This window comes from Gordonia metallireducens, from assembly GCF_021245825.1.
GTDB classification, from domain to species: domain Bacteria; phylum Actinomycetota; class Actinomycetes; order Mycobacteriales; family Mycobacteriaceae; genus Gordonia; species Gordonia namibiensis.
The window spans coordinates 43,865-67,545 of the sequence record NZ_JAJQJP010000013.1; the positions used below are offsets into that span (position 1 = coordinate 43,865).

A 23,681-nucleotide genomic window follows, 5' to 3' on the forward strand; every position below is an offset into this window, starting at 1 on the left:
TCCCCATGCATGGTCTCGCAGCACTGCTGTTCCCGGCTGTACTCATGCTCTTCGCCATGGGCATGGACAAGTTGCAGGCCCGGATCGACCGCGTGTCCGTCTCCAACGACGAGGTCGACGATTTCATCGACCGCACGGGGTCCCAGAACGCCGGCAAGCCGCCGCGCGATTCCGCGTCCGCCGAACTGCACGAGCTGCGGTTCCATCGCTTCGATCACGAATCGGCGACCCCCGATCACGCCGCCTCGCCGCAGCGGGCCAGCTGATCCGCGAGCGACTCGCACACGCCGTTCCGACGCCTCTTTCTCGGTGTCGACAGCCTGTCGGCGGCCGATGATCGTCGGATCGCCACATCTTGTCCGTCGGACACACCCGCAATTCGCCGTCAGTGACCCATTCAACACATATGCTGGTTCGCGGGGTAGCGTATCCAAGGGCGCGATCTCACACGTGGCTGTAGCAAAGATTTCGAGAAAGGTTCCCTAGGTGGACGAAGTACTGGCGCGGGCAGGCATATTCCAAGGCGTCGAGCCTTCTGCCGTCGCGGCGCTGACCAAGCAGCTTCAGCCCGTTGACTTCCCTCGTGGACACGTGATCTTCCATGAAGGTGAGCCCGGTGACCGGCTCTACATCATCATGTCCGGCAAGGTGAAGGTCGGCCGACGCTCCCCGGACGGCCGCGAGAACCTGCTGACGATCATGGGACCGTCGGACATGTTCGGCGAGCTCTCCATCTTCGACCCGGGCCCCCGCACCTCGTCGGCGACGACGGTGACCGAGGTCCGCGCGGTGTCGATGGACCGTGATGCCCTGCGCGCCTGGATCAAGGACCGTCCCGAGATCGCCGAGCAGCTGCTCCGCGTGCTCGCACGTCGTCTGCGCCGCACCAACAACAACCTCGCCGACCTGATCTTCACCGACGTGCCCGGTCGCGTCGCGAAGCAGCTCCTGCAGCTCGCTCAGCGTTTCGGTACCCAGGAGGGCGGCGCCCTGCGCGTCACCCACGACCTGACCCAGGAAGAGATCGCCCAGCTGGTCGGCGCCTCGCGCGAGACCGTGAACAAGGCACTCGCCGACTTCGCCCAGCGCGGCTGGCTTCGCCTCGAGGGCAAGAGCGTCCTGATCGCCGACTCGGAGCGTCTGGCGCGTCGCGCACGCTGACCCTTCGAGACACTCGCTTCGCTCGTTCCTCAGGGACCGGTAGCGAACACACAGCAAACGAGAGCCGCTCGTTCCTCCGGGAACGAGCGGCTCTTGGTTTGTCCCTCGGTCTCCGAGGTGCGAGCGGCGAGTGCTTGTCCCCTCGCTCCCTGAGGTGCGAGCGGCTCGTGCTTGTCCCCTCGCTCCCTGAGGTGCGAGCGAATCAGGTCTACCCCTCGCTCCCTGAGGTGCGAGCGAATCAGGTCTACCCCTCGCTCCCTGAGGTGCGAGCGAAGCGAGCCTCGAAGGGTCAGGCCTCGCGCAGATACTCCAGCTGCGCCTTCACCGACATCCGCGCGGCCGGCCACAACTTCTTGTCGACGTCGGAGTAGACCCGGCGCACGACCTTCATCGGCTTCGCCTCGTGCGGAGACACGCCCATGTCGTCGAGGGCGGCCACGATCTGGTCGATCCGCTCCTCGCGGTGGGCCTTGTAGAACCGGGCGACCGGGACGAGATCGGGATGGTCGGGGCCGTGCGCGGGAAGCAGTGCGGCACCGTCACCCTCGACGATCAGCCGGTTGAGGGAGTTCAGGTAGTCGCGCAGCCCGCCGTCGCTGGGGTCCAGTACGGTCGTGCCACTGCCCAGGATGGTGTCACCGGTCAGGACCGCGCGCTGGTCCTCGTGCTCGACGAGGAAGCTCACCGAGTCCCCCGTGTGTCCGGGCGTGTGCAGCACGGTGATCCGCAGACCGGCGATCTCGATGACCTCGCGGTCGCGCAGCGGTTCCGCATTGCGGCAGAACTTGTCGAGACGTGCGCGCACGGGTGCGCCGGTGCGCTTGTGGAGGCGCTTGACCCCACCGGTGTGGTCGAAATGACGGTGGGTGATGAGGGTCAGTGCGACCCCGGGCAGTTCGGCGAGGCGTCGTGCGTGGTGCTTGTACTTCGGCGGGCCGGGGTCGACGACCACACACTCGTCACTGCCCGGTGCCCGCAACACATAGGTGTTGGTGCCGTCGAGCTCCATCATCCCGGAGTTGTCGCACAACAGGACCGAGGCGAAGGGCGTGACCTCCCGCAGCACCCCGTAGGCGGGATGTGCGGGAACAGCATCGTCGGAGGCACTCATGACTCCGAGCCTATCCATTGACGGCGACCCGGGTCACACTGCTCCGCGCATCCGACCACGCTGAGTCGATCCGCGGTCAGCTCTTGCTGCGGCCCATACCCTCGAAGGGGTTCCACGACCGGTTGTCGTTCCGGACGTGCAGGTACCACGCGTAGTTCGCGGTCGTCGCGTACAGCGCACCGACACCACACGCGATGGCCAGGTCGAAGCTGCTCGGGACGTTCAAGGTCATGAGCACGAGGTTGAGCACCAGCGTCAGCGCGAACAGCGTCAGACCCTTGCGCCACATACCCTTCACGGCGAAGTAGATCGGTCCGAAGAAGAACGCGAGAGGATTGAACGTGAGCCGCGCGCGCTGTCCGAAGGACAACTGCCTCATCGCCTCCCGGGCGGGCGGGTCGGCCGGCGGCCCGTAGGCGTCGAAGAAGGCGAACCGGCTGTGCCAACTCGGCGGTACGGCCTGATCACGGATGGGTTGTTCGGAGAAGGTCATCTGTTCCTGTTCCTCGGCCCCCGACCGGGGTTCCTGTCACGTGTTGCTCGTCGGCCGCCTCGTTCACGCCGCGGCACTGCCTGCGGTCGAACTCTAGGCCATCGCCGCCGGCCGTCGCCCGCGTGCACCGTCGACGACGACGTACACCGCGGTGACGACGGCGATCGTCCCGGCGCCCAGGACGAGGGCGGCGTAACCGAACGCCCCCACCACGACTCCGGCGAGCGCACCCGCCCCGGCACCCGCGAGACTCATCGACGTGTCCGAGACACCCTGCGCAGCAGCTCGTCTCGTCGTGTCGACAGCGTCGGTCAGCAGGGTCGACGCCGCGACCGTGGACGCCGACCACCCGATGCCGAGCAACACCAACGCGACGACCAGACCGGCCTGCGAGTCGACGAAGACGAACCCAGCGACGCAACTGGCCACCAGCACCGCCTGTCCGCCGAGGATGACCGGCACCCGGCCCACCCGGTCGGCGAGAACACCCATGACCGGCGAGAGCGCGTACATCCCGGCGAGGTGGGCGCTGATCGACAGTCCGACGAGCGTCACCGACGCACCGCCGTGATGCATGTGGACGGGAGTCAGAGCCATCACCCCGACCATCACCGCGTGCGCGGAAACCACCGCGGCCAACGCCGCCCGGGCCGACGGAGACCCCACGATCGCCGAAAACCCCTCTGCCAGTGACGGCTTCGAAATCGACTCCGGGGCCCCGCGCCTGGCTTCGATCAGCGGGTCGGGCCGCAGAGCGATGACGAGTACGGCTGCGGCACAAAGGCATCCGACAGCGCCCAGCAGGAACGGCCCGGCCAGGTCGGCCATTCCGACCCATCCCGCGACCGTCGCACCCAGCGGTACCAGCGCGGGACCGACGACAGCGCCGACCATCGTCATCCACACCACCAGCGACAGGTCACGTCCCCGTGTCTCCGGCGCCGCCAGATCCGTTGCCGCGAAACGCGCCTGGAGGCTCACCGCGGTGCCGGACCCGAGGGCCATCATCCCGGCGAGCATCACCGGGAACCAACCCCGATCCACGCCGAGGGCCACGATGAGCGCGCCCGTGGCGGCGATGAGCAGACCGGTGGCGAGTGCGGGCCGTCGACCCCGCGCTGACGCCAGGGCGGCCAGCGGCAGGCCGGCCGCGGCCGCACCGAGGGTGAGCACCGTCGTCGGCAGCCCGGCCAGCGACTCCGTCCCGGACAGTTCCTCGCCGAGGATCGCGCCGAGGGCCAGCGCGCCGCCCATGGACACGCCACCCAGGACCTGGACCAGGCACAACAGGACGACGGTGCGGCACTGGATCATGGCACGCATCGGATCGAAGACGGGTTCACTCGGGGCGTTCACCCCCACAGCATCGACGTTCCGGCGCGAGACCACCAAGCCATTTCAAACCGCACGGCGCATGCGCAACGCGTTCAGGGTGCCGAGCGCACCCGCGACCAGCGGGATCCCCAGGGCAACCTGCAACGCCAAGGGCCGGACGTCGGTGTTGATCCGGAGGATCTCGGCACGGACATCCTCGGGTTGTCCGGCAAGCAGTTCGGACAGGTGGGAGTTGCTCATGACCTGCGCGTCGTCGTCGAGCACCTGTGCGACACGTTGCTGCTCGGCAGGTTCCAGCACCGCGCTCGACTCCGACTCGCGGGTGAACCCGAACGCCAGCGACGCCAGCAGGACCGCGCCGGCGCAGGCCAGGCCGAAGGAGAGTCCGAACGACCCGGCGGCGGAGTTCGTCCCGGCGGCCTCGCTCACCCGTTCCTCGCTCATCGGTCCCAGCGTGTAGTCGTTGAGTTGGGAGACGAGCAGTCCGAGTCCCGAACCGACCACGAGGAGCGGGACGATCAGTCCCCAGCCGAATTCGGCGCGCGGCACGATCGGGATCAGCACCGCGATGCCCGCGGTGAGGAGCGCGAAGCCGACGAGGACGATGGCCGATGCGGGTCGCTCGCCCGCCTTCCTACCCGCGAGCAGTGCCACCGCGAACATGCTGAGCGACAAGGGCGCCAACGACAGCCCGGCCTGCATCGCGTCGTACTCGAGCACCATCTGCAGGTAGATCGGCAACGCGATCATGATGCCGCCGAGCGCGATCTGTTGGAGCAGTTGCTGACTCACGCCGAGCCGGAACGGCTTGGACCGGAACAGGTCCGGGTCGAGCAGAGTGGACCGGCCGGCTCGTTGCCTGCGGATCAGCCACCAGGTCAACCCCGCGAGTGCGGCGGCCCCGACCACCAGCAGTGCTCCAACAGCTTCACCACCCTCCTGCCACACCAGGATTCCGAGGACGATGCCACCCATGCCGATCACCGAGAGCAGGGCACCGACGAGGTCGACGCCGCGCGACCCCGTGAACTCGACATCACGCACGAGCCCGATGCCGCACAACACGATCGCGATGATGACGACCTCCCCGAGAAACGCGAGCCGCCAGGAGAGGTACGTCGTGATGAATCCGCCGAGCAGCGGGCCGACCGCCGCCGCGATCGCTGCGGCCGCACCGACGAGGGCGTAGACCCGCTTCTGGTCGTCGCCGGTGAAGTTCCCGTGGACGAGTGACTGCATCGCCGGCAACAGCAGGGACGCCCCGATGCCGCCGATGATCGCCCAGAAGACGATGACGGCCATGAGTCCTTGCGCGAACACCATCGCCATCGCTCCGACGGCGTAGCCGAGCAGGCCGAGGACGTAGGCACGGCGTCGTCCGATGAGATCCCCCACCTTGCCGCCGATCAGGATGAACGCCGCCGACACCAGGGCCTCGAGCGCGATCGCGGACTGCACGCCGCTGACGGTCGTCTCCAGGTCGCGGACGACGCCCGAGATCGATACGTTCATGACCGACGTGTCGACGACGAGCACGAACATGGCCATCGCAAGCAAGAGGGCGAGGACCCGTTGCTTTCCCGACAGTGGCGCGGCCGTTCCGGGAGTCGTGGCATCGGTCATTCCGCACCGCCTCGCCGGGCGGCCGTCGAAGCATCGGGTGACGCATGCGACCGACCTGATGACGAGGATAAGTCCGCGGGTCGCTCCCGGTTCGTGGTTCGGTCCTCCCGGTCCCGGATCAGTCCGTGATCAGGTCGTACCCGAGCTTCCCGACCATCACCACGACGACGGCGAGCAGGACCCACCGGACGAAGGAGCTTCCGCGCCCGATGGCCATGTGCGAGCCGATCTGGGCGCCGACGATGTTGGCCGCCGCCAGCCCGAGGCCCAAGAGCCACAGCACATTTCCCTGGAGCCCGAAGACCGTCAGCGCCCCGAGGTTGGTGCCGGTGTTGATGACCTTGGCCATCGCCGAACTCTCCAGGAACGACGTCCCGACGAGCGCGGTGAGGCTGATGATGAGGAAGGTGCCGGTACCCGGCCCCATCACCCCGTCGTAGAAAGCGATCACGACACCGGCGATCACCAGTCCGGCGATCGTGGACAGCCGCGACCGCGGGCCCGTTGAGGCGTCACCGCCGAACCCGGGGTTCAGCGCGACGAACAGGCCGACGCCGACGAGCATCACCAGCACGATAGGGGTGAAGATCTCGGTCGGCAGCGAGATGGCCACCAGCGCACCGAGAGCCGAGAACACGAGGGCGGCGGCGAACACCGGGACGAGCCGGCGCAGGTCGATGCGCACGTGCCGCACATAGCGCCAGGCGGCCGACGCGGTGCCGAAGACGGCGGCGAGTTTGTTGGTGCCGAGAGCCGTCGCCGTCGGCAGGCCGGGCTGCGCGATCAGCATCGCGGGGATCAACACCAGTCCCCCGCCGCCGACCACGGCATCGACCCAGCCGGCAGCGGCGGCCGCGACGATCAGTAGCGCGACGTCCAAGGAGACGTCAGGCCACTTCGACGATCAGTTCCACCTCGACGGGTGCACCGAGCGGCAACTCTGCGACACCGACGGCCGACCGGGCGTGGACACCCGCATCCCCGAAGATCTCACCGAGCACGTCCGATGCGCCGTTGATGACCTTCGGCTGCCCGGTGAAGCCCGGGGCGGACGCCACGAAGCCGACCACCTTGACCACGCGCACCACCGAGTCGATGCCGACCAGCGCGTGCACCGCGGCGAGCGCGTTCAGCGCGCAGATCCGTGCCGCGGCGGTGGCTTCGTCCGGACGCACGACGCCCTCGGCACCGTCGTGCACCTTGCCGTTGACAGTGAGTTCGCCGTCGACGATCGGGAGCTGCCCCGAGGTGTAGACGAGGTTGCCCGTCCGCACGGCCGGCGTGTAGCTGGCCACCGGCGGCACCACGTCGGGCAGCGCGATACCGAGCTCGGCGAGTCGATCTGTCCAGGTCGCAGCCATGTTCAGCCCTTCGGTCGCTTCAGGTAGGCGACGTGCTGCTCACCGGTCGGGCCGGGCAGCACCGACACCAGTTCCCAGCCGTCGGCACCCCACTGGTCGAGGATCTGTTTGGTTGCGTGCGTCAGCAGCGGCACCGTCACGTATTCCCACGCGGTCACTTCACTCATGGACTCACCCTAACTGCCGACGATGAATGGATAAGGTGTTGCGGTGGCCAATGAACAGGGCTCACGTTCCGGGGCGGGGGAAGGTCTCGATTCCGGCGTGACAGACAAGTCTTCAGTCACTGTCGACAACGAGTGGCCGGACGCGGCATCGCGCGCCCGGTTGCACTTCGTATCGGGCAAGGGCGGAACAGGTAAGACGACGATCGCGGCGGCGCTGGCACTCGCGCTGGCCGCCGACGGCAAGAAGGTCCTCCTCGTCGAGACCGAGGGTCGGCAGGGCATCGCGCAGCTCTTCGACATCCCGCCGCTGCCGCCGACCGACACCAGGATCGCGACCGCCGAGGGCGGCGGCGAGGTGTCGGCGCTCGCCATCGACATCGAGCACGCACTGCTCGAATACCTCGACATGTTCTACAACCTCGGCTTCGCGGGTCGGGCGATGAAGCGCATCGGCGCCATCGACTTCGTGACGACCGTCGCGCCGGGTCTGCGCGACGTGCTGCTCACCGGCAAGATCAAAGAGCGCATCATCCACACCGACAAAAAGGGCGACCGCGTGTACAATGCGGTCGTCGTCGACGCGCCCCCGACCGGCCGGATCGGCAACTTCCTCGACGTCACCCAGGCGATGGCCGACCTCGCCAAGACCGGCCCGATCCGCAATCAGAGCGAGGGCGTCGTCCGCCTGCTCCATTCGGAGGAGACCGTCGTCCACCTGGTGACGTTGCTCGAGGCGATGCCGATCCAGGAGACCATCGAGGCGATCGACGAGCTGCGCGGCAAGAACCTCAACCTCGGCAGCCTCATCATCAACCGGGTCAGCGCCCCGCACCTGCCCGCCGACGCGATCGACGAGATCGCCGAGGGCCAGATCGATGCCGCGCGCATCGAGGAGAACCTGACAGCCGCCGGGATGAAGCTCGCCGACGGCGACCTGTCCGGCCTGCTCACCGAGACGATCGAACACGCGACCCGCCTGCAGGCGCAGCAGATCGCGAAGGCCCAACTCGACGAGGTGGAGCTGCCGACACTCGAACTGCCGTCCCTCGGCGACGGCATCGACCTCGGTTCCATCTACGAGCTGGCCAACCTCCTCCAGAAAGCGGGTGCGTGATGCCACTCGACCTCAAGATGGGAGCGGTGCTCACCGACCCCGGGACACGTGTCGTCATCTGTTGTGGCGCAGGCGGCGTCGGCAAGACCACCACCGCGGCCGCCATGGCGATGTACGCGGCCGAGCAGGGGCGCACGGTCGCAGTCCTCACCATCGACCCGGCCAAACGGCTCGCCCAGTCACTCGGCATGTCCGAGCTCACCAACGAGCCGCAGCCCGTGCCGATCGAGGGCAAGGGCACGCTCGACGCGATGATGCTGGACATGCGCCGCACCTTCGACGAGATGGTGCTCGAGTACTCCACTCCGGAACGCGCCGAGGCGATCATGCAGAACGCCTTCTATCAGACCGTCGCATCCTCGTTCTCTGGCACGCAGGAGTACATGGCGATGGAGAAGCTCGGCAAGTTGCTCGAGCAGAACCACTGGGATCTCATCGTCGTCGACACCCCGCCGTCGCGGAATGCACTCGACTTCCTCGACGCCCCGCAGCGCCTCGGCTCGTTCCTGTCGGGTCGGCTGATGAAGGTGCTGGTCGGCGGCGGACGCGGCGTGGGCCGCATGGTCACCGGCGCGATGAGCCTGGCGATGCGCGGCGTCTCCACCATCATCGGCGGCGACATGCTGCGCGACGTCGCGATGTTCGTGCAATCGCTCGACTCGATGTTCGGCGGTTTCCAGGATCGGGCGCTGAAGACCTACGAACTGCTGAAGCAGCCAGGAACGCAGTTCGCGGTGGTCGCGGCGGCCGAGGCCGACGCCCTGCGTGAGGCCGCGTTCTTCGTCGACCGACTGTCGGAGGAGACGATGCCGCTCGCGGGTCTGATCCTCAACCGGACCCACCCGAACCTCACCTCGATCCACGAGGAGGCCGCGCTGGTGGCGCTGGAGTCGGTCACCGACGACCTGACTCGCGGGGTGCTGCAGATCCACGCCGATCGCGCCGCCACCGGAAAGCGCGAACTCCATCTGCTGCAACGGTTCACGGCCGCCCATCCGCGGGTCCCGATCGTCGGGGTCCCGGCGCTGCCGTTCGAGGTCGCGGACGTGACCGCCCTCCGCGCCGTGGCGGAGCAGATCACCGGACGCGGCTGAGTTCTTCTCACCACCCACGATGACAATTCGGCTCGGCCGGCATCTGCCGGTCGAGCCGAATTGCTCTGACTGAAGGGTCTGCGGTGATCAGACCGCGTCGGCGCGCTGGCGACGACGCTGCGCTTCGAAGAACGCCGACCACGAGGTGACCTCGGGGTGCTGGCGCAGGAGAGCGCGACGCTGACGTTCGGTCAGGCCACCCCACACACCGAATTCGACGCGGTTGTCGAGCGCGTCCGCACCGCATTCGAGCTGTACCGGGCAGTGCCGACAAATGGTCGCGGCCTTGCGCTGAGCTGCTCCTCTCACGAACAGATCGTCCGGGTCTCCGCCACGGCATCGTGCCCTGGCCACCCAGGCCAAGCGATCTTCTCCGGTAGAAACTGCCGCTGTCGCCATCCGCCACCCCTACTTGTCGTGTTCCGCATAGCCCCGAGCTCGGGACTCAACTCGCTGCTCAGACCACATTTACAACTCACTGTTAAGTGAGTCACATTCTGCACTCAATCTAGGGATCTGTGCATGGGTGCGCAACCCCTGGGGCGCAACAAAGTGGGACCACCGTGCAAACTCATCCGATCGGAGGGTTGCGAGATCGTGGTCCGGGCGCAGCGGCCCCCGCGGATCCCCGGGGGCGAGGCTGGGCGATGTTCCGGCCGATCGCACGTATCCTGTCGGGGTGATGTCGAAGAAGCTGTGGTCACTGGCCTGGGCGAGCCTGCTGGCCGGCATTCTCGTCGCGGGCCTTCTCTATCCGGTGGCCAGTGGGGTCGGCGTCGTCTCCAACCGGGCGGCAGCGGCAGTCGAGAACGTCTCCTCCGAACTACTGAACGGCACGTTGCCGGAGGTCACCACCATGACCGACGTCAACGGGAAGCCGATCGCGGTGCTGTTCGACCAGTACCGCTACCAGGTCGGATACAACGACATCTCGCCCGACATGATCCGCGCGATCATCTCCGTCGAGGACCGACGCTTCCTGGAGCACGACGGCGTCGACTGGAAGGGCACCATCCGCGCCGCGCTGAAGAACTCGTCGTCGGGCGAGGTCCAGCAGGGTGCGTCGACGCTCGACCAGCAGTACATCAAGAACTATCAACTGCTCGTCCTGGCCCGCACCGACGCCGATCGCCAGGCCGCGGTCGAGACGACCCCCGCGCGCAAGCTGCGCGAGGTGCGCATGGCGCTCACGCTCGAACAGACCCTCATCGACCAGGCCAAGCGCGACAAGGGCCTCGACGACGCCGCCGCCAAGCAGGAGGCGAAGAAACAGATCGTCACCCGCTATCTGAACGTCGTCCCCTTCGGCAACAACGCCTACGGCATCGAGGCGGCCGCGCAGACGTACTTCGGCATCCCGGCCAAGGATCTCCAGGTCGAGCAGGCCGCGATGCTCGCCGGCATGGTCCAGTCCAGTTCGGCGCTGAACCCCTACAGCAACGCCGAGGGCACCCTGACCCGGCGGAACCTCGTGCTGGACACGATGATCGACAACTTCCCCGAGCGACGCGCCGAGCTGGTGGCGGCCAAGGAGAAGCCGCTCGGCGTGTTGCCGCGTCCGCGGACGCCGACCCAGGGCTGCATCGCCGCCGACAACGAGGGCTTCTTCTGCGACTACGCGCTGCAGTTCCTCGCCGAGAACGGCATGTCGCGCAATTCCGTGTTGCGCGGCGGCTACATCATCCAGACCACCCTCGACCCCGACGTCCAGCGCGCGACGGATCGAGCGGTGAAGGCCCAGGCCTCCCCCACCGCCGACGGCGTCGCCGACGTCATGAGCACCATCCGTCCCGGCGACAAGTCCCACGACGTGCTGTCGATGGCATCGAGCCGCCGCTACGGTCTGAACCTCGCCGCCGGCGAGACGATGCAACCGCAGCCGTTCTCCACCGTCGGTGACGGCGCGGGCTCGGTGTTCAAGATCTTCACCGTCGCCGCGGCCATGGAGAAGGGACTCGGTGCGGGCTCGAGCATCCCGGTCCCCGGCTTCGTCGCCGTGGAGGGCATGGGTAACAGCGCCGGAGCCAACGGGTGTCCGGCGAACTCCTACTGCGTCAAGAACGACGGCCGCTACCCGGCATCGCTGTCGGTGTCCGATGCGCTCGCCCAGTCGCCGAACACCGCCTTCGTCAAACTGCTGCAGCAGGTCGGCGTGAAGCCGGCGGTCGACATGGCCGTCCGCCTCGGACTCCGTTCGTACACGGTGCCCGGCTCGTCGGGTTACGGCGAGAAGAGCATGGCTCAGTACGTCAAGGACGGGAACTTCGGCTCGTTCACGCTCGGACCGCTCCCGCTCAACGGACTCGAACTCGCGAACGTCGCCGCGACCCTCGCTTCCGGCGGGGTCTGGTGCCCGCCCAACCCGATCAAGGCGATCAGCCGCGTCAAGCGCGACCAGTACGGCAACCCGGTGATCGGCCCCGACGGGCAACGCGCCCTCACCTCGGTCCCGTTCAACGCGCCGGGCTGCGAACAGGTCGTCGACAAGGGTCTTGCCGACACGCTTGCCAACGCACTGAGCAAGGACGACAAGGGCGGCGGCACCGCGGCCGGCGCGGCAGGTTCCGCCGGGTGGACACTCCCGATGTCGGGCAAGACCGGTACCACCGAGGCTCACCGCAGCTCCGCGTTCATCGGTTTCACCAACCAGATCGCCGGCGCCGCCTACGTCTACAGCGACGGCCCGAACCCGCAGGGCGTCTGCAGCAGCCCGCTCCGGTCCTGCTACGACGGCGACCTGTACGGCGGTATGGAACCCGCGCGCACCTGGTTCCAGGCGATGAAACCGGTGGCCACGAAGTTCGGTCCGGTTCGACTGCCCCCGGTGGACCGCGAATACTGGCGCGGCAGCGATCGCGGTCGGATTCCGCAGGTCAGCGGCCTGACCGCCAGTGAGGCCACGTCGCGGCTCCAGCGGGACGGTTTCAAGGTCAACGAGCTCGAGGTCGACAGCGGCCGCCCGAAGGGCACCGTCGTCTTCACCGCGCCGTCGGACTCGGCGATGCCCGGCAGTACGGTGACGATCTACGTGAGCAACGGTCGCCGCGCCGGCGGGGACAGCGGCAACGGTCCCACCGAGACCACCGTCGTGGTTCCGGGCGTCGGACCCGTCGTCATCCAGCTGCCCGGCTGAGTCACCGGCCAGAGCACCTCTGCTCTCGACGGTGGGTCGCCCGTGCGGCCCACCGAAGGGGGTGGGCATGGGCTCGGAGGTGCGTATTCTGAACAGATGCAGCACTCCGAACTCGACTTCCGCTCACGCCTCGGTTCGTCCGGTTCCGGGGTCGGTTCGCGCGCACTCATCGGTGCCGCGGGGCTGGCCGCCGCCGGCCTCGTCTACTCGACCGTCATCGAGCGCAACGCCTTCGCCCTGCGCCACACGACGCTGTCGGTCCTCGAACCCGGCGCCTCTCCCCTGCGGGTCCTGCACATCAGCGACCTGCACATGATGCCCAACCAGCGGCTCAAGCAGGCGTGGATCTCCGAGCTCGAGGCCCTCGAACCCGACCTCGTGGTGAACACCGGCGACAACCTCGCGCACCCGCAGGCAGTGCCCGCGGTGATCCAGTCCCTCGGTGGCCTCCTGTCGCGGCCGGGCCTGTTCGTCTTCGGGTCCAACGACTACTTCGGCCCCAAGCCGAAGAACCCGTTGAAGTACTTCAAGAAGGACCATCAGCGAACGCACGGTGAACCGCTCCCCTGGCAGGACCTCCGGGCGGCGTTCACCGAACGCGGCTGGCTGGACGCCACGCACACCGTGCGGGAGCTCGAGGTCAGCGGCGTCCGCGTGGTCGCATCCGGCGTCGACGATCCGCACATCGAGCGGGATCGCTACGAGACCATCGCCGGGCGCCCCAACCCGCTCGCGCATCTGCGCCTGGGCCTCACCCATTCGCCCGAGCCGCGGGTCCTCGATCGCTTCGCCGCCGACGGCTACGACCTCGTGATGGCCGGCCACACCCACGGCGGGCAGCTGTGCCTGCCGTTCTTCGGCGCGCTCGTCACCAACTGCCACATCGACCGCTCCCGGGTGAAGGGGCCGTCGAACTGGGGCTCGTCGATGAAGCTGCACGTCAGTGCCGGACTGGGCACCTCCCCGTACGCACCCGCACGCTTCTGCTGCCGTCCGGAGGCCAGCCTGCTGACCCTCACCCCGGTCTCACACGGCGACGCCGACTACGACGCCGACCAGTCGCTGCCGCAGCTGGCCCGCGAGACCCTGTGACGGGCAACCGAACACGTCGGGAGCACACCGGCTCGTGAACTCCCTCGGGGTGAAGGTCCTGGCGTTCGACACCTTCGGGACGGTCACCGACTGGTTCACCGGCATCTCCGGTGCCGTCGCACGCACCGTGCCCGATGTCGACGCCGCCGCCTTCGCCCGCGAGTGGCGCAGTCGCTACTCACCGATCCTCGCGCGCGTCGAGACCGGAGAGCTCCCCTGGCGCCGTCTGGACGATCTGCAGACCGAGACCCTCCACGAGATCGCGGCGGTCTTCGACGTGGCTCTGGACGCCGATCAGAGCCGTGCGCTCGTACGTGCGTGGCGTGCCATCCCCGGTTGGCCCGACGCCGCGGACGGGATTCGACGACTCAAGCGGGACTTCATCGTGTGCGCGCTCAGCAACGGCACCGTGGCGCTGCTGACCGACATGGCCCGGCACAACGACTTCGCGTGGGATGTCATCGGCGGCTCCGACCTGTGGCGGCACTACAAGCCCGCACGTGAGACCTACTGCGGCCTGGCCGAACTCCTCGAGGTCGAGCCGAACGAGGTGATGATGGTCGCGACGCACCAGGCCGACCTCGACGCCGCACGCTCCTTCGGCCTGCGCACCGCGTTCGTCGAGCGCCCGGACGAGTGGGGTGGCGAACCCAAGGACGATTCCGGGTCACCCGACAACGACTTCCACGCGACGGATCTGCTGGACCTCGCCCGGCAGCTGGGTTGCCGGTCGGCCACCGAATGACCCTCGACGACCTGCGGCGCTGGGAGGACTCCGGGGCCGGATGGCGGGTCGTCCACCGCGGCGCGGAGAGCGTGACGGTGAGCCTGTTGCGCTGCGACGGCGGTGAAGAGGTCGACCGATTCGTCACCGCCGACCCGGCGATCCTCGCCCATATCGCGGGGCGCACGTCCTCCGAGCAGGACGCCTGAAAGACCCGGAAACGAGGAAACCCCGGCCGCATCTCTGCGGACCGGGGTCTCACTGCTGTGTCTCAACCAACACATCTTGTTGACCGGTCGAACCCGGCCTTCTGTCGGGGTGGCGGGATTCGAACCCACGACCTCTTCGTCCCGAACGAAGCGCGCTACCAAGCTGCGCCACACCCCGTGTGTAGCCTGCGATAGCTTATACCGGACCCCCGCCGAGTACTAAATCGCCTGGTCAAAGATGTGCCCGAAGTGAGCGAAACGCTGTGGGATGCGGGTCGGACGTCCCATTCTTGGTTAAGGTCCACCCGCAACAACGCCACCGCGCCGTCGTTCAGGATCACTGGGCGCCGGTGTTCACCAACACGAAAGGACGCCATCATGAGCGCCTCCCCCGATCAGCAGGCGAACTCGTCCGCCAAGCAGGGCTTCGCCTTCGGGATCTCGATCGTCGCCGCCGCGCTGCTGTTCGTCGCCGGCCTGGTCTCGGTCTTCCAGGGCATCTCGGCGATCGCCAACGACGAGCTGTTCGTCGTGGGCCGCAACTATGTCTTCGAGTTCGACCTCACCGCGTGGGGCTGGATCCACCTGATTCTCGGCATCGCCGGCATCCTCATCGCCGGTGGTCTCGCGGTCGGCGCCGACTGGGCGCGCATCGCGGCCATCGTGATCGCCTCGCTGTCGATCATCGCCCAGTTCCTGTGGCTGCCCTACTACCCGGCGTGGGCCATCCTGATCATCGTCCTCGACCTCATCGTCATCTGGGCGGTGTCCACCTGGAACCCGAACAACGCCTACAACCTGTAATCTCCCCGCTCCACCAGCGTCGATGCCGGCCGACGAGGCCTGCAGGGTGCCCACGACCCATCCGCGACCCGCCGTGGTCCGAACCCTTCTCGACAGCCCATTGGGGCTCGACGGAGATGATCGGGCCACGAAAGGAAACACCATGCGCGTCACACGCACCCTCGCAGCCCTCGTGGCCGGCATCGTCGTCGGACTCGGTTTCGTCATCGGAACCGGTTCGGCACAGGCCGCGCCGCTCGCCCCGGTGGAGAAGGTCGACGTCGACCGCTACCTCGGCAAATGGTGGCAGCTCGCCACCGTGCCGTCGTTCTGGGGAGTGACCTGCGCCAAGGACACCAGCGCCTTCTACACCCGGATCGACGAGAAGACCATCGGCGTCGACAACCAGTGCACCGGACCCACCGGCACGAAGGGCGGCGTCCTCGGGCGCGCCACCGTCGTCGACGCGAAGTCGAACGCCCAGCTCAGTGTGCGGTTCCCGCAGACACCGGCGAGCATCAACCCCAACGGGGCACCGAACTACATCATCGCCCACATCGAGGACGGCGAGAACCCGGACGGCCCCTACAAGTACTCGATCGTCGGCGATCCGAGTCGCGCATCGGGATTCCTACTCTCCCGCGACAAGGTCGTCTCCGACAGCGAACTGCGTCGCCTGACCAAGGAGATCGAGAAGGTCGGTTTCAATCCGTGCACGTTCCTCGTCTCACCGACGACCGGTGGACGCAGCGACTACTCGCCGCTGTGCACCCTGTGACGGCCTGTCCTCCGGCCGCGATGCGGCACTGAATTAAACACGATTTCGGCGCAAGCACCCAAAAGTGCTTGCGCCGAAATCGTTTAGCTGGCTTCTGCGTCGGTTGCCGCTGCAGCGCGCCGGAATTCGTCGGGGGTGAGCCCGTACTTGGCGCGAAAACGGTTGCGCATGGTCGCCGTCGAGGCGAAGCCCGAAGCATGGGCCACCGCTTCGAGTTTCAGATTCCCCGGCCCCGTCAACAGGCGCCGGGCCCACTCGAGACGGCGGTCGGCGATCATCTCGGCCAGCGACGTCGGACTGCCGGCGAGAACACGGTAGAGGTGCCGGCGACTCACGTGAAGGTGCCGTGCCACGACCTCGACACTGAAATCGGGGTCGCGGAAATTACGCTCGATGAGGTCGGTGACCGCGGCGCGTAGATACCGCTCACTGGTACGCAAGTCGGACACTCCGCCACGAGAAACCTGTTCGCTGTGCGAAACACGTTCCGGCGCAATGCTCATCACTTGCCCGTCACCACCATTGGGACCTGCGCCCACCTGATTCCTTTCACGAGAGTCTCCTCCGACCCACATCAGAGGTTACCGACGGGTCGGCCCCCGGTCTTGGGCCTTTGGTCCCAAATCGATGGGTCTTCGTCACGGGATTGTGCTGCGGGACGCGGACTTTCCCTATCCACTTCACTCAGGGAGTGGGTCATACGTCCACGTCTGCTGAGACGTAGGGTGGACCCCGTGAGCAACCAGGACCCGGCCGCGCGCCGGAGCACCCTGCGAGCAGAGGCACTTCGGGTCGCCGACGACGTCCTGTTCCCCGCCGCCGCCGATGTCGACCGGACCGGCGTCGTACCCCCATCCCATTGGCGAGCACTCGCCGACGCCGGCCTCTACGGGATCGCCGCACCGGTCGAGGCCGGCGGGCCCGGGCTCGAGTTCGGCGAGGTCACCGAGATCTTGGAGGTTCTGGTCAGCGGTTGCCTGTCGACCGCGTTCACGTGGCTCCAGCACCACGGTGTCGTCATCTCCCTGTCACGAACCCCGAACAGATCGTTACGCGACGAGCTGCTCGAGCCGACCGTCGCCGGCCGACTACGTGCGGGAGTCGCCTACGCCGGTGTCGTCCCCACCCCGCCCCGGATGACCGCCAATCGCACCCACGACGGCTGGGTCTTCACCGGGCATGCCCCGTTCGTCAGCGGCTGGGGAGTCGTCGACCTCCTGCAGATCTCCGCGCGCGACGCGGAGACCGACGACGTCATCGCCGCGATCCTCCCCACCGCCGAGCTTCCCACCGCTGTTCGGGCATCCCCGGTCGAGCTGGCCGCCGCGGCGGCGACGTCGACCGTGTCGCTACAGGCAGACGGCCTCGTGGTTCCCGACGCCCGGGTCGTCAGTCGCGTCACGATCGACGAGTTCTTCGCGAACCAGAACGTCGGCGTCCGCCTCAACGGCACGCTGCCGTTCGGACTCGTCCGGCGCTGTACGGCACTCCTCGACGTCGCGGGACGGGCGCCCGCCGCACGACGTCTCCGTGAGCGGGCCGACGAGGCGCGGGTCGTCCTCGACTCGGCGATGGACGACGCCACGGCGTTGTTGGCCGCTCGCGCCGACGCCGCCCGGCTCGCTCTCGACGCGGTCGCCGCCCTCGTCGCAGCACGCGGCGGCGAGGCATTACTGCGCGGCAGCGACGCGGAGCGACTGTTTCGGGAGGCCTCGTTCATCCTCGTCGCGGCGAGTCGGCCCGAGCTGAAGGACCTCCTCGTACGACGGTTCGCGGGCGAACCCGACTCTCGCTAGACCTCGCCCGCGGTGGTGGCGGCCGACTTCGGCGCCTCCGCCGCGCGGGACGCGTAATCACGCAGGAAGAGAGCCTCGGCGAGCGCGATCCGCTCGATCTCCGTCGGGTCGACGCTCTCGTTCGGCGCATGGATCAGACACTGCGGTTCCTCGACACCGAACAGCATGATCTCGGCGTCCGGAAACGTGCTCTGCAGGACGTTGCAGAGCGGGATCGACCCACCCTGCCCCTGGATCAGCACCTCGCTCCCGTAGGCGGCCGCCAGCGCGTCGGTCAGCGCTTCGTAGGCGGGCCCCGAGGTGGAACCGACGAACGGCGAACCCACCGCCTCGCGTTCGAAAGACACCCGCGCATTCCACGGGGTGACCGCGGTGAGGTGTTCGATGAGCGCGTCCTGGGCGTAGGTCGGGTCCATTCCCGGCGGCACACGCAGGTTGATGCGCGCCCGGGCCCGCGGCTGGACGGCTGCGGACGATCCGACCACCGGTGGGCAGTCGATGCCGAGCACCGTCGCCGCCGGCCGCGCCCACACCATGTCCGACACCGACCCGGACCCCACGAGTTCGACGCCGTCGAGAACCGTTGCATCCGAACGGAACTGCTCGGGAGGATAGGACACGCCGGGCCACTCGGCGTCGGCATCGAGACCGGTGATGGTGGTGTTTCCGTGTTCGTCACGCAGTGTGGCCAGCATCGCGATGAGGGCGGCCAGCGCGTCGGGCGCAGCTCCCCCGAACATTCCGGAATGCATTGCCGATTCCAGGGTCTCGACCGAGACGTCGATGTTGGCGATGCCACGCAGCGTCGTGGTGAGGCTCGGTTTGCCGACGGCGAAGTTACCGGAATCGGCGATCAGGATGGCGTCGGCGCGCAGGAGGTCGGGGTTCTCGACCGCGAAGTGCTCGAGTCCACCGGTCCCCTGCTCCTCCGAGCCCTCGCCGATGATCTTCACGGTGACGCCGAGGTCGCCGGCGAGCGCACGCAGCGCGGTGAGATGTACGGCGATGTTGCCCTTGCAGTCCGCGGCTCCGCGGCCGTACCAGCGGCCGTCGCGCTCGGTCAGCTCCCAGACCGGGGAATCCCATTCGTCGTCACCCAGCGGCGGCTGCACGTCGTGGTGGAAATACAACAGAACCTTCGGCGCGCCTTCCGGACCGGGGATCTGCCCGGTGACGGCCTTGGATCCGTCACTGGTCACGTGTGCGGCGACATCGTCGACGCCCAGCTCACGGAATGTCGTGATCAGCCAGTCGACCATGCCGTCGCATTCCTCCGGCGGGAACTGCTGCGGGTCGTGGACGGACCGGAACCGAACCATCTCCGCCAGATCTGATTTCGCGCGAGGCATCAACTCCCGCACCCGATCCCGCAATGTCGCATCGTCCATGCACACGTCTCCCTGTCGGCTTCGACTGTCGGTTCGCCCTGCGGCCTGTGTACCACAGCCGGGACCGGGTCAACCCTTTCCCTTCGCCTTCTCTTCCGCTGCGGCGAGGTCGTACACACTCAGCTCACCACGGTTGATCGCCGCCGTCATCTGGACATGGTCGGCGTCGTTGAGATCGGCGTAGGAGATCGAGAAGTCCGCCATCGCGTCGGCGAAACCCGTTGTCTCGGAGAGATACCTCGCGATGTCGAACCGTGTCGACGTGCGGGCGTGGGCCTGACCGAGAGCCATCCCACACAGGCGCGCATAGAGTTTCATCCCATCGGGTCGGAGCGCTTCGACGACGACCGACCCCTTGCCGTCGCGGAGCTGACGCACGTAGAAGTCGCGGCGATCCCCGTTCTCGTCGAGTCCCGTCGACCAGCCGAGGAAGAGGTCGCTGGCCGCCTGCAACAGCCGCTGCCCCTCGACGACGCGTTGTCCCTGGTTGTCGAAGCCCGACGCGTTGTCGAAACCCGACGACGACACGTGGTCGGCGAGGACCGACCGCTGCGCTTCCTTGACCTGGAGGAACAGCGGGTCCTCCAGGCTTCTGCCCATCATCAGCACGATCCACGCGCGGGTCCCGACACTGCCGACACCGACGACCTTGAACGCGATGTCGACGAGGGAGAACTGCGCGAGCAGGGTCTGCACGTGCAACGGCAGTGTCGCCCGGTAATTGTCGACCCGCTCCCGGATCCGCTCCTCGACCACGGCGGCATCTTCGTCGGTGAAACGTTCAGTCAGCGGAACGAGCAGGGGTGGGTCACTACGGATGTGCGCGTTGCCCTCCGGGTCGATCTCGCAGAGTTTGGCCAGGGCCTGCGCGCTGTTCCGGTGCCGGGCCTTGCGCAACGCCTTTTGCGTCCGTGCGGTCATCGAGGTGTCCAGGCGATCGCCCAGATCCGCGAGCATGGACTCGACATCGATTCCGGCGTACCAGCACTCGAGCGTCGTCATCGAGACACTGCGTCTGATGTTCCGGCGGTAGGCCTTCGCCACCGTCTTGGCGATCTTGCGGTTGGTCTTGTCGTCGAACCCGTTGTTGCGACCCGCGATCGCGAAACTCGCGGCCAGTCGTTTCACGTCCCATTCGAAGGGCCCGATGTGGGTCTCGTCGAAGTCGTTGAGGTCGAACACCATTCGACGCTCCGGGCTGAAGAACAGGCCGAGGTTGCTGAGGTGGGCGTCCCCGCACAGCTGGGTGATGATGCCGGTGTCGGGGGTCCGGGACAGATCATCGGCCATGACCGCGGCGGCGCCGCGATAGAAGGTGAACGGTGTTTCCGCCATCCGCGCATGCCGGACGGGGATGAGTTCGGGCACGCGGTTGCGCGCCTGCGCGGCGAGTAACGCCAACGGGTCGGCACGTTCGCCGCGTGTCGGACAGGCGGCCAGATCGGCGGGCGTGGTGGGCACCGGGACTCCTCCCTGTGGAGCGTGGCCCGGGCGCCCGTCGGAGCCCGGAGGTGGCCTCCCGGCGCTACTGGTACGAGACGAACCAGGGTGTCGGCGCGACCGCCATGGTCGTCGCCGGCGAGAACGTCGGCTTGTCCTCCGTGTAGAAATTCTTCCAGCCCATCCACACTCCCGCGGGCAGATCGTCGAGCAATCTGCGCCAGGTCTCCATCTTCACCGGCGGTGTCCCGTGCCCGTCGGCGTGCAGGACCACCTGCAGTTCGGGTCGATCGGTTCTGATGTTCTTCCGCTGGGCGAGCATGCAGGCGTCGAACTGGTGGAGCACGAACAACTTCTGCGGCAGTCCCCGATCGCGTACCAGCCCCGCGAGCCATTCCGACGTGCGGTTCACCTCGTCGGCCTCGACGGACCCGATCTGCGTGAGGTGCACCTGGTCCGGCTTGAGGCGCCACTCCGGGTCGAGCGCCAGCCCGACGTGCGGGAGGGCGAGGAGGTCCGCATACCGCCGGGCCTGCTCGAGGAAGTCCATGCGTCCGGGCTGGAGGTCGAGGGTCACGTAGACCCCGGCGCGTCCGGCCGCCTCGACCCACGGCCGCAGCACGGCCGGGTCGAGCATGTTCGTGTACCGGGAACCCTCGCCCGGTTCCGACGACGCGACGGACGCGATGATCTCGAATGCCGGGATCACCGGCTCGGCGCTGACCCGCTGATAGTCGGCCGCCAGGCGCCGGACGCGGTCGATCGACGCCTCGACGCCCTGCCGGCCCAGCGGACCCAGCGCCGGCGCGTCGGGTGAACCGTAGAGCGCGACCATCCGACGACCCGGGAACACGATCTGTCCGCCGCCGGGGAGCTCCGGCGTCCGACGCGCCTGATCGACACGTGTCGCGAACACCGCGTCGTCGCCGAAGCCGGGACCGACCGCGCGGATCGCGGTCGTCGGTGACGCGCCACTCACGGCCGCGACGGCGTCGCCATCGGCCCTGGGATCGGGCACGGGTACCTCGACGACGCGCCCCGCGGAACGGGCGGTCAGCGTCGCGTCCATCGCGGTACCGCGGGCAACCATCACGATCGGCTCGTCCGTGCTCGGGCGCAGGTTGCCGCGCAGGTCCTCGAGGTCCACCGTGGACCGGTGGTCGTCGAACCCCTCGATCTCGCCGACGCGGACCACCCGCTGTACTCCGAGGCGCCGCAACTCCTCGTCGACGCTTCGCGCGGTCTCCGGGCGCACGGTGAGCACGGGCACGTGGTTCTCGCCGGCGGCCGCCGCGACGCGCTCCCGGGTCCCGGGTTCGTCGAGCGCACCCGGCCCGAGGAGGATTGCCTCATCGGATCGGGAGTAGAACTCGCGGCTGACGAGCACCGAATCCGGCTCCGCGCCGGCCAGCACGGCGGCACCCGGCCGCGGGTCGGCGAGCGCCACGACCCCGTCGGTGTCCGCCTGCCCCGCCGATGCGCTGATGAAGAGCCCGACCATCACGCAGACGATCGCCGCCCCGATCATCCGGATCGTCACCAGTGCATTCCTCCCGTCTCGGCTCCGCTCGACCAGGGGTCGCCACGGGTCTCGGCCGACGTTGGCGCAGACGGTCGCCCAACGTATCAGCGGTCGCCCGTCCCCACGACCCCCGTCGCGCATCGAGATCCGGCCTGCACCGTCGTGACCCGCACCGACAGACGCCCTTGTGACCTGGTTCACGAGCGGTGTCGCACCGCGTTGTAGCGTGTGTGCCGTGGACTATTGGGGTGTGATGGTCGGGTTGGGACTCCTCGCGTCGGCGTTCGGTGCGGCTGCATTCGTGCGCTACCGCGAACGGGAGTCCGCAACCCTGCAACGACAGACAGCACTGGCGCGCGAACTGCGCGATCTCGCAGGCGATGACGAGGTCCGACTCGCAGCGGTGGACGAGTTCTCTCTCACCATCTATCAGCGCCTCTTCTACGCATCGGTGGTGGCGCCGTGGATTCGCTCCGCGGCCTGGGCACTGCTGGGCGCGGTCCTCGCCGCTGCCGGGGCAATCGCGGTCGGGCCGCTCGACGGCGTGTACGCCACCGTCGTGCACATCGTCACGATCGCGGCCTCGGCGATCTTCCTCCTGGCCGCGCTCGTCTTCGCCGGCATCGCGCTGTACCACTCGGCGTCGACCCCGCGTGTTTCCTTCCGCGACTCCTACGCCGACGACGATCCGGGCACGATCACGACCGACGCCGATGTGGCCGACAAGAAGGTCGGCGAGCCCGCCGTCGACTGACGCCGCGTCGACCACGCAGACAAACCGAACACAACGAACCCCGCCGGTTGGTACCGACGGGGTTCGTTGCTGTGAGAGGCCCCGATCGAGGGCTCATCCGGTTGGTCAGGCGGACTGCGCCTGCCACATCCAATGCAGCTGTTCCAGCTTCGACGCGAACGAGATGAGCAGGTCCTGCGTCACCGGGTCGGCTTCCTCGGTGACCGAGATGCGCTCGCGGAGACCGTCGATCACTGCCTTGAGGTTCTCCACGATGGCATCGACGACCTCGGTGTCCTTGGTCCAGCCTTCGCCGAAACCCTTGGTGTTCGCGGTCTTGGCCACGGTCTCGGCACGGCCGTCCGGGCTGACGCCGATGGCGGTCGCGCGCTCGGCGGCGGCGTCGGTGAACTCACGCGCCACGGTGACGAGCTCGTCGAGGTCGAGATGCACCGAGCGGAACTGCTTGCCCACGACGTTCCAGTGGGCCTGCTTGGCGATCAGGGTCAGGTCGAGCATGTCGACGAGGGTGTCCTGCAGGGCCTTGCCGGCCACGGACTGCTGCTCGTCGGTGAGAGTGCTGGTGATGGGGGTGGTCATGATCAAGAATGTCCTTCCTTGTCA

25 protein-coding genes and 1 tRNA gene are annotated in these 23,681 nt (G+C 67.8%); 12 read left to right on the forward strand and 14 right to left on the reverse strand.

Features of this window, described 5'->3' with window-relative positions; translation table 11 throughout:
- Positions 1-5: 5 nt before the first annotated feature.
- Both LQD00_RS03205 and LQD00_RS03210 read left to right on the forward strand, forming a co-directional pair.
- The gene (locus tag LQD00_RS03205; protein WP_232715646.1) at positions 6-266 is read left to right on the forward strand and encodes a hypothetical protein; all 261 of its coding nucleotides are present in this window, start codon (positions 6-8) and stop codon (positions 264-266) included.
- Between the two features lie 220 nt (positions 267-486).
- The gene (locus tag LQD00_RS03210; RefSeq protein WP_232715647.1) at positions 487-1,161 is read left to right on the forward strand and encodes a Crp/Fnr family transcriptional regulator; all 675 of its coding nucleotides are present in this window, start codon (positions 487-489) and stop codon (positions 1,159-1,161) included.
- A gap of 289 nt (positions 1,162-1,450) precedes the next feature.
- Here LQD00_RS03210 and LQD00_RS03215 read toward each other — a convergent pair whose 3' ends face one another.
- The 7 genes from LQD00_RS03215 to LQD00_RS03245 all read right to left on the reverse strand — a co-directional run bounded on the left by LQD00_RS03215 (position 1,451) and on the right by LQD00_RS03245 (position 7,251).
- A complete protein-coding gene (locus tag LQD00_RS03215; protein ID WP_232715648.1) occupies positions 1,451-2,272 on the reverse strand; it encodes an MBL fold metallo-hydrolase in 822 nt (273 codons plus the stop codon).
- Between the two features lie 76 nt (positions 2,273-2,348).
- Positions 2,349-2,765, reverse strand: coding sequence for a DUF2628 domain-containing protein (locus LQD00_RS03220; RefSeq protein WP_232715649.1), 417 nt, complete (start codon positions 2,763-2,765; stop codon positions 2,349-2,351).
- Positions 2,766-2,858: 93 nt separating this feature from the next.
- Positions 2,859-4,088, reverse strand: coding sequence for an MFS transporter (locus LQD00_RS03225; RefSeq protein WP_232715695.1), 1,230 nt, complete (start codon positions 4,086-4,088; stop codon positions 2,859-2,861).
- 75 nt (positions 4,089-4,163) lie between these two features.
- Positions 4,164-5,723: an MFS transporter gene (locus LQD00_RS03230; protein ID WP_232715650.1), complete on the reverse strand. Its 1,560-nt coding sequence runs from the start codon at positions 5,721-5,723 to the stop codon at positions 4,164-4,166.
- Positions 5,724-5,841: 118 nt separating this feature from the next.
- Entirely contained in the window at positions 5,842-6,603 is a 762-nt protein-coding gene (locus LQD00_RS03235) for a TSUP family transporter (protein ID WP_232715651.1), read from the reverse strand.
- Positions 6,604-6,610: 7 nt separating this feature from the next.
- Entirely contained in the window at positions 6,611-7,084 is a 474-nt protein-coding gene (locus LQD00_RS03240) for a RidA family protein (protein WP_232715652.1), read from the reverse strand.
- Positions 7,085-7,086: 2 nt separating this feature from the next.
- Positions 7,087-7,251, reverse strand: coding sequence for a DUF4177 domain-containing protein (locus tag LQD00_RS03245; protein WP_004022081.1), 165 nt, complete (start codon positions 7,249-7,251; stop codon positions 7,087-7,089).
- Between the two features lie 43 nt (positions 7,252-7,294).
- Here LQD00_RS03245 and LQD00_RS03250 point away from each other — a divergent pair, with 43 nt between their 5' ends.
- Both LQD00_RS03250 and LQD00_RS03255 read left to right on the forward strand, forming a co-directional pair.
- Entirely contained in the window at positions 7,295-8,365 is a 1,071-nt protein-coding gene (locus LQD00_RS03250; protein ID WP_232715653.1) for an ArsA family ATPase, read from the forward strand.
- Positions 8,365-9,459, forward strand: coding sequence for an ArsA family ATPase (locus LQD00_RS03255; protein WP_232715654.1), 1,095 nt, complete (start codon positions 8,365-8,367; stop codon positions 9,457-9,459). The genes LQD00_RS03250 and LQD00_RS03255 overlap by 1 nt, the downstream gene beginning before the upstream one ends.
- An 87-nt stretch (positions 9,460-9,546) precedes the next feature.
- Here the strand turns inward: LQD00_RS03255 and LQD00_RS03260 are convergent, their stop codons facing one another.
- Entirely contained in the window at positions 9,547-9,858 is a 312-nt protein-coding gene (locus LQD00_RS03260) for a WhiB family transcriptional regulator (protein ID WP_024499565.1), read from the reverse strand.
- A 283-nt stretch (positions 9,859-10,141) separates the two neighbouring features.
- On the opposite strand from LQD00_RS03260, the gene LQD00_RS03265 reads away from it, so the two are divergent.
- From LQD00_RS03265 to LQD00_RS03280, 4 genes are all read left to right on the forward strand, one after another.
- The gene (locus LQD00_RS03265; protein WP_232715655.1) at positions 10,142-12,592 is read left to right on the forward strand and encodes a penicillin-binding protein; all 2,451 of its coding nucleotides are present in this window, start codon (positions 10,142-10,144) and stop codon (positions 12,590-12,592) included.
- Positions 12,593-12,688: 96 nt separating this feature from the next.
- Positions 12,689-13,684, forward strand: coding sequence for a metallophosphoesterase (locus LQD00_RS03270; RefSeq protein ID WP_232715656.1), 996 nt, complete (start codon positions 12,689-12,691; stop codon positions 13,682-13,684).
- Positions 13,685-13,718: 34 nt separating this feature from the next.
- Entirely contained in the window at positions 13,719-14,429 is a 711-nt protein-coding gene (locus LQD00_RS03275; protein ID WP_232715657.1) for a haloacid dehalogenase type II, read from the forward strand.
- Positions 14,426-14,617, forward strand: a complete 192-nt coding sequence (locus LQD00_RS03280) for a hypothetical protein (protein WP_232715658.1) — start codon at positions 14,426-14,428, stop codon at positions 14,615-14,617. The genes LQD00_RS03275 and LQD00_RS03280 overlap by 4 nt, the downstream gene beginning before the upstream one ends.
- Before the next feature lie 104 nt (positions 14,618-14,721).
- On the opposite strand, the gene LQD00_RS03285 is transcribed toward LQD00_RS03280, so the two are convergent.
- A tRNA-Pro gene (locus tag LQD00_RS03285) sits at positions 14,722-14,795 on the reverse strand.
- A gap of 200 nt (positions 14,796-14,995) precedes the next feature.
- On the opposite strand from LQD00_RS03285, the gene LQD00_RS03290 reads away from it, so the two are divergent.
- Both LQD00_RS03290 and LQD00_RS03295 read left to right on the forward strand, forming a co-directional pair.
- On the forward strand, positions 14,996-15,421 hold the full coding sequence (locus LQD00_RS03290) for a DUF7144 family membrane protein (RefSeq protein WP_006866583.1): 426 nt from the start codon (positions 14,996-14,998) through the stop codon (positions 15,419-15,421).
- Between the two features lie 142 nt (positions 15,422-15,563).
- Entirely contained in the window at positions 15,564-16,178 is a 615-nt protein-coding gene (locus LQD00_RS03295) for a lipocalin family protein (RefSeq protein ID WP_232715659.1), read from the forward strand.
- An 83-nt stretch (positions 16,179-16,261) separates the two neighbouring features.
- On the opposite strand, the gene LQD00_RS03300 is transcribed toward LQD00_RS03295, so the two are convergent.
- On the reverse strand, positions 16,262-16,717 hold the full coding sequence (locus LQD00_RS03300; protein ID WP_154882019.1) for a helix-turn-helix domain-containing protein: 456 nt from the start codon (positions 16,715-16,717) through the stop codon (positions 16,262-16,264).
- 195 nt (positions 16,718-16,912) lie between these two features.
- Between LQD00_RS03300 and LQD00_RS03305 the strand changes: the two genes are divergently transcribed.
- Positions 16,913-17,974, forward strand: coding sequence for an acyl-CoA dehydrogenase family protein (locus tag LQD00_RS03305; protein WP_232715660.1), 1,062 nt, complete (start codon positions 16,913-16,915; stop codon positions 17,972-17,974).
- On the opposite strand, the gene LQD00_RS03310 is transcribed toward LQD00_RS03305, so the two are convergent.
- The 3 genes from LQD00_RS03310 to LQD00_RS03320 form a co-directional block, all read right to left on the reverse strand.
- Positions 17,971-19,362, reverse strand: coding sequence for a dipeptidase (locus LQD00_RS03310; protein ID WP_232715661.1), 1,392 nt, complete (start codon positions 19,360-19,362; stop codon positions 17,971-17,973). The genes LQD00_RS03305 and LQD00_RS03310 overlap by 4 nt on opposite strands.
- A 69-nt stretch (positions 19,363-19,431) precedes the next feature.
- A complete protein-coding gene (locus tag LQD00_RS03315; RefSeq protein ID WP_232715662.1) occupies positions 19,432-20,823 on the reverse strand; it encodes a DUF2252 domain-containing protein in 1,392 nt (463 codons plus the stop codon).
- A 64-nt stretch (positions 20,824-20,887) separates the two neighbouring features.
- Positions 20,888-22,342 (reverse strand): hypothetical protein, encoded by a 1,455-nt coding sequence (locus tag LQD00_RS03320; RefSeq protein WP_232715663.1) that lies wholly within the window; start codon positions 22,340-22,342, stop codon positions 20,888-20,890.
- A 208-nt stretch (positions 22,343-22,550) separates the two neighbouring features.
- On the opposite strand from LQD00_RS03320, the gene LQD00_RS03325 reads away from it, so the two are divergent.
- Positions 22,551-23,078, forward strand: coding sequence for a hypothetical protein (locus LQD00_RS03325; RefSeq protein ID WP_006866576.1), 528 nt, complete (start codon positions 22,551-22,553; stop codon positions 23,076-23,078).
- Positions 23,079-23,183: 105 nt separating this feature from the next.
- Here LQD00_RS03325 and LQD00_RS03330 read toward each other — a convergent pair whose 3' ends face one another.
- On the reverse strand, positions 23,184-23,657 hold the full coding sequence (locus tag LQD00_RS03330; protein WP_232715664.1) for a Dps family protein: 474 nt from the start codon (positions 23,655-23,657) through the stop codon (positions 23,184-23,186).
- Positions 23,658-23,681: the final 24 nt, after the last annotated feature.

Bases quoted from the DNA above. Each gene is read 5' to 3' on its own strand.
- LQD00_RS03245 (WP_004022081.1), bottom strand. From the start codon at position 7,251: ATGAGTGAAGTGACCGCGTGGGAATACGTGACGGTGCCGCTGCTGACG.
- LQD00_RS03310 (WP_232715661.1), bottom strand. From the start codon at position 19,362: ATGGACGATGCGACATTGCGGGATCGGGTGCGGGAGTTGATGCCTCGC.
- LQD00_RS03280 (WP_232715658.1), top strand. From the start codon at position 14,426: ATGACCCTCGACGACCTGCGGCGCTGGGAGGACTCCGGGGCCGGATGG.
- LQD00_RS03260 (WP_024499565.1), bottom strand. From the start codon at position 9,858: ATGGCGACAGCGGCAGTTTCTACCGGAGAAGATCGCTTGGCCTGGGTG.
- LQD00_RS03255 (WP_232715654.1), top strand. From the start codon at position 8,365: ATGCCACTCGACCTCAAGATGGGAGCGGTGCTCACCGACCCCGGGACA.
- LQD00_RS03230 (WP_232715650.1), bottom strand. From the start codon at position 5,723: ATGACCGATGCCACGACTCCCGGAACGGCCGCGCCACTGTCGGGAAAG.
- LQD00_RS03215 (WP_232715648.1), bottom strand. From the start codon at position 2,272: ATGAGTGCCTCCGACGATGCTGTTCCCGCACATCCCGCCTACGGGGTG.
- LQD00_RS03330 (WP_232715664.1), bottom strand. From the start codon at position 23,657: ATGACCACCCCCATCACCAGCACTCTCACCGACGAGCAGCAGTCCGTG.
- LQD00_RS03225 (WP_232715695.1), bottom strand. From the start codon at position 4,088: ATGCGTGCCATGATCCAGTGCCGCACCGTCGTCCTGTTGTGCCTGGTC.
- LQD00_RS03240 (WP_232715652.1), bottom strand. From the start codon at position 7,084: ATGGCTGCGACCTGGACAGATCGACTCGCCGAGCTCGGTATCGCGCTG.
- LQD00_RS03265 (WP_232715655.1), top strand. From the start codon at position 10,142: ATGTCGAAGAAGCTGTGGTCACTGGCCTGGGCGAGCCTGCTGGCCGGC.
- LQD00_RS03295 (WP_232715659.1), top strand. From the start codon at position 15,564: ATGCGCGTCACACGCACCCTCGCAGCCCTCGTGGCCGGCATCGTCGTC.
- LQD00_RS03220 (WP_232715649.1), bottom strand. From the start codon at position 2,765: ATGACCTTCTCCGAACAACCCATCCGTGATCAGGCCGTACCGCCGAGT.
- LQD00_RS03205 (WP_232715646.1), top strand. From the start codon at position 6: ATGCATGGTCTCGCAGCACTGCTGTTCCCGGCTGTACTCATGCTCTTC.
- LQD00_RS03290 (WP_006866583.1), top strand. From the start codon at position 14,996: ATGAGCGCCTCCCCCGATCAGCAGGCGAACTCGTCCGCCAAGCAGGGC.
- LQD00_RS03270 (WP_232715656.1), top strand. From the start codon at position 12,689: ATGCAGCACTCCGAACTCGACTTCCGCTCACGCCTCGGTTCGTCCGGT.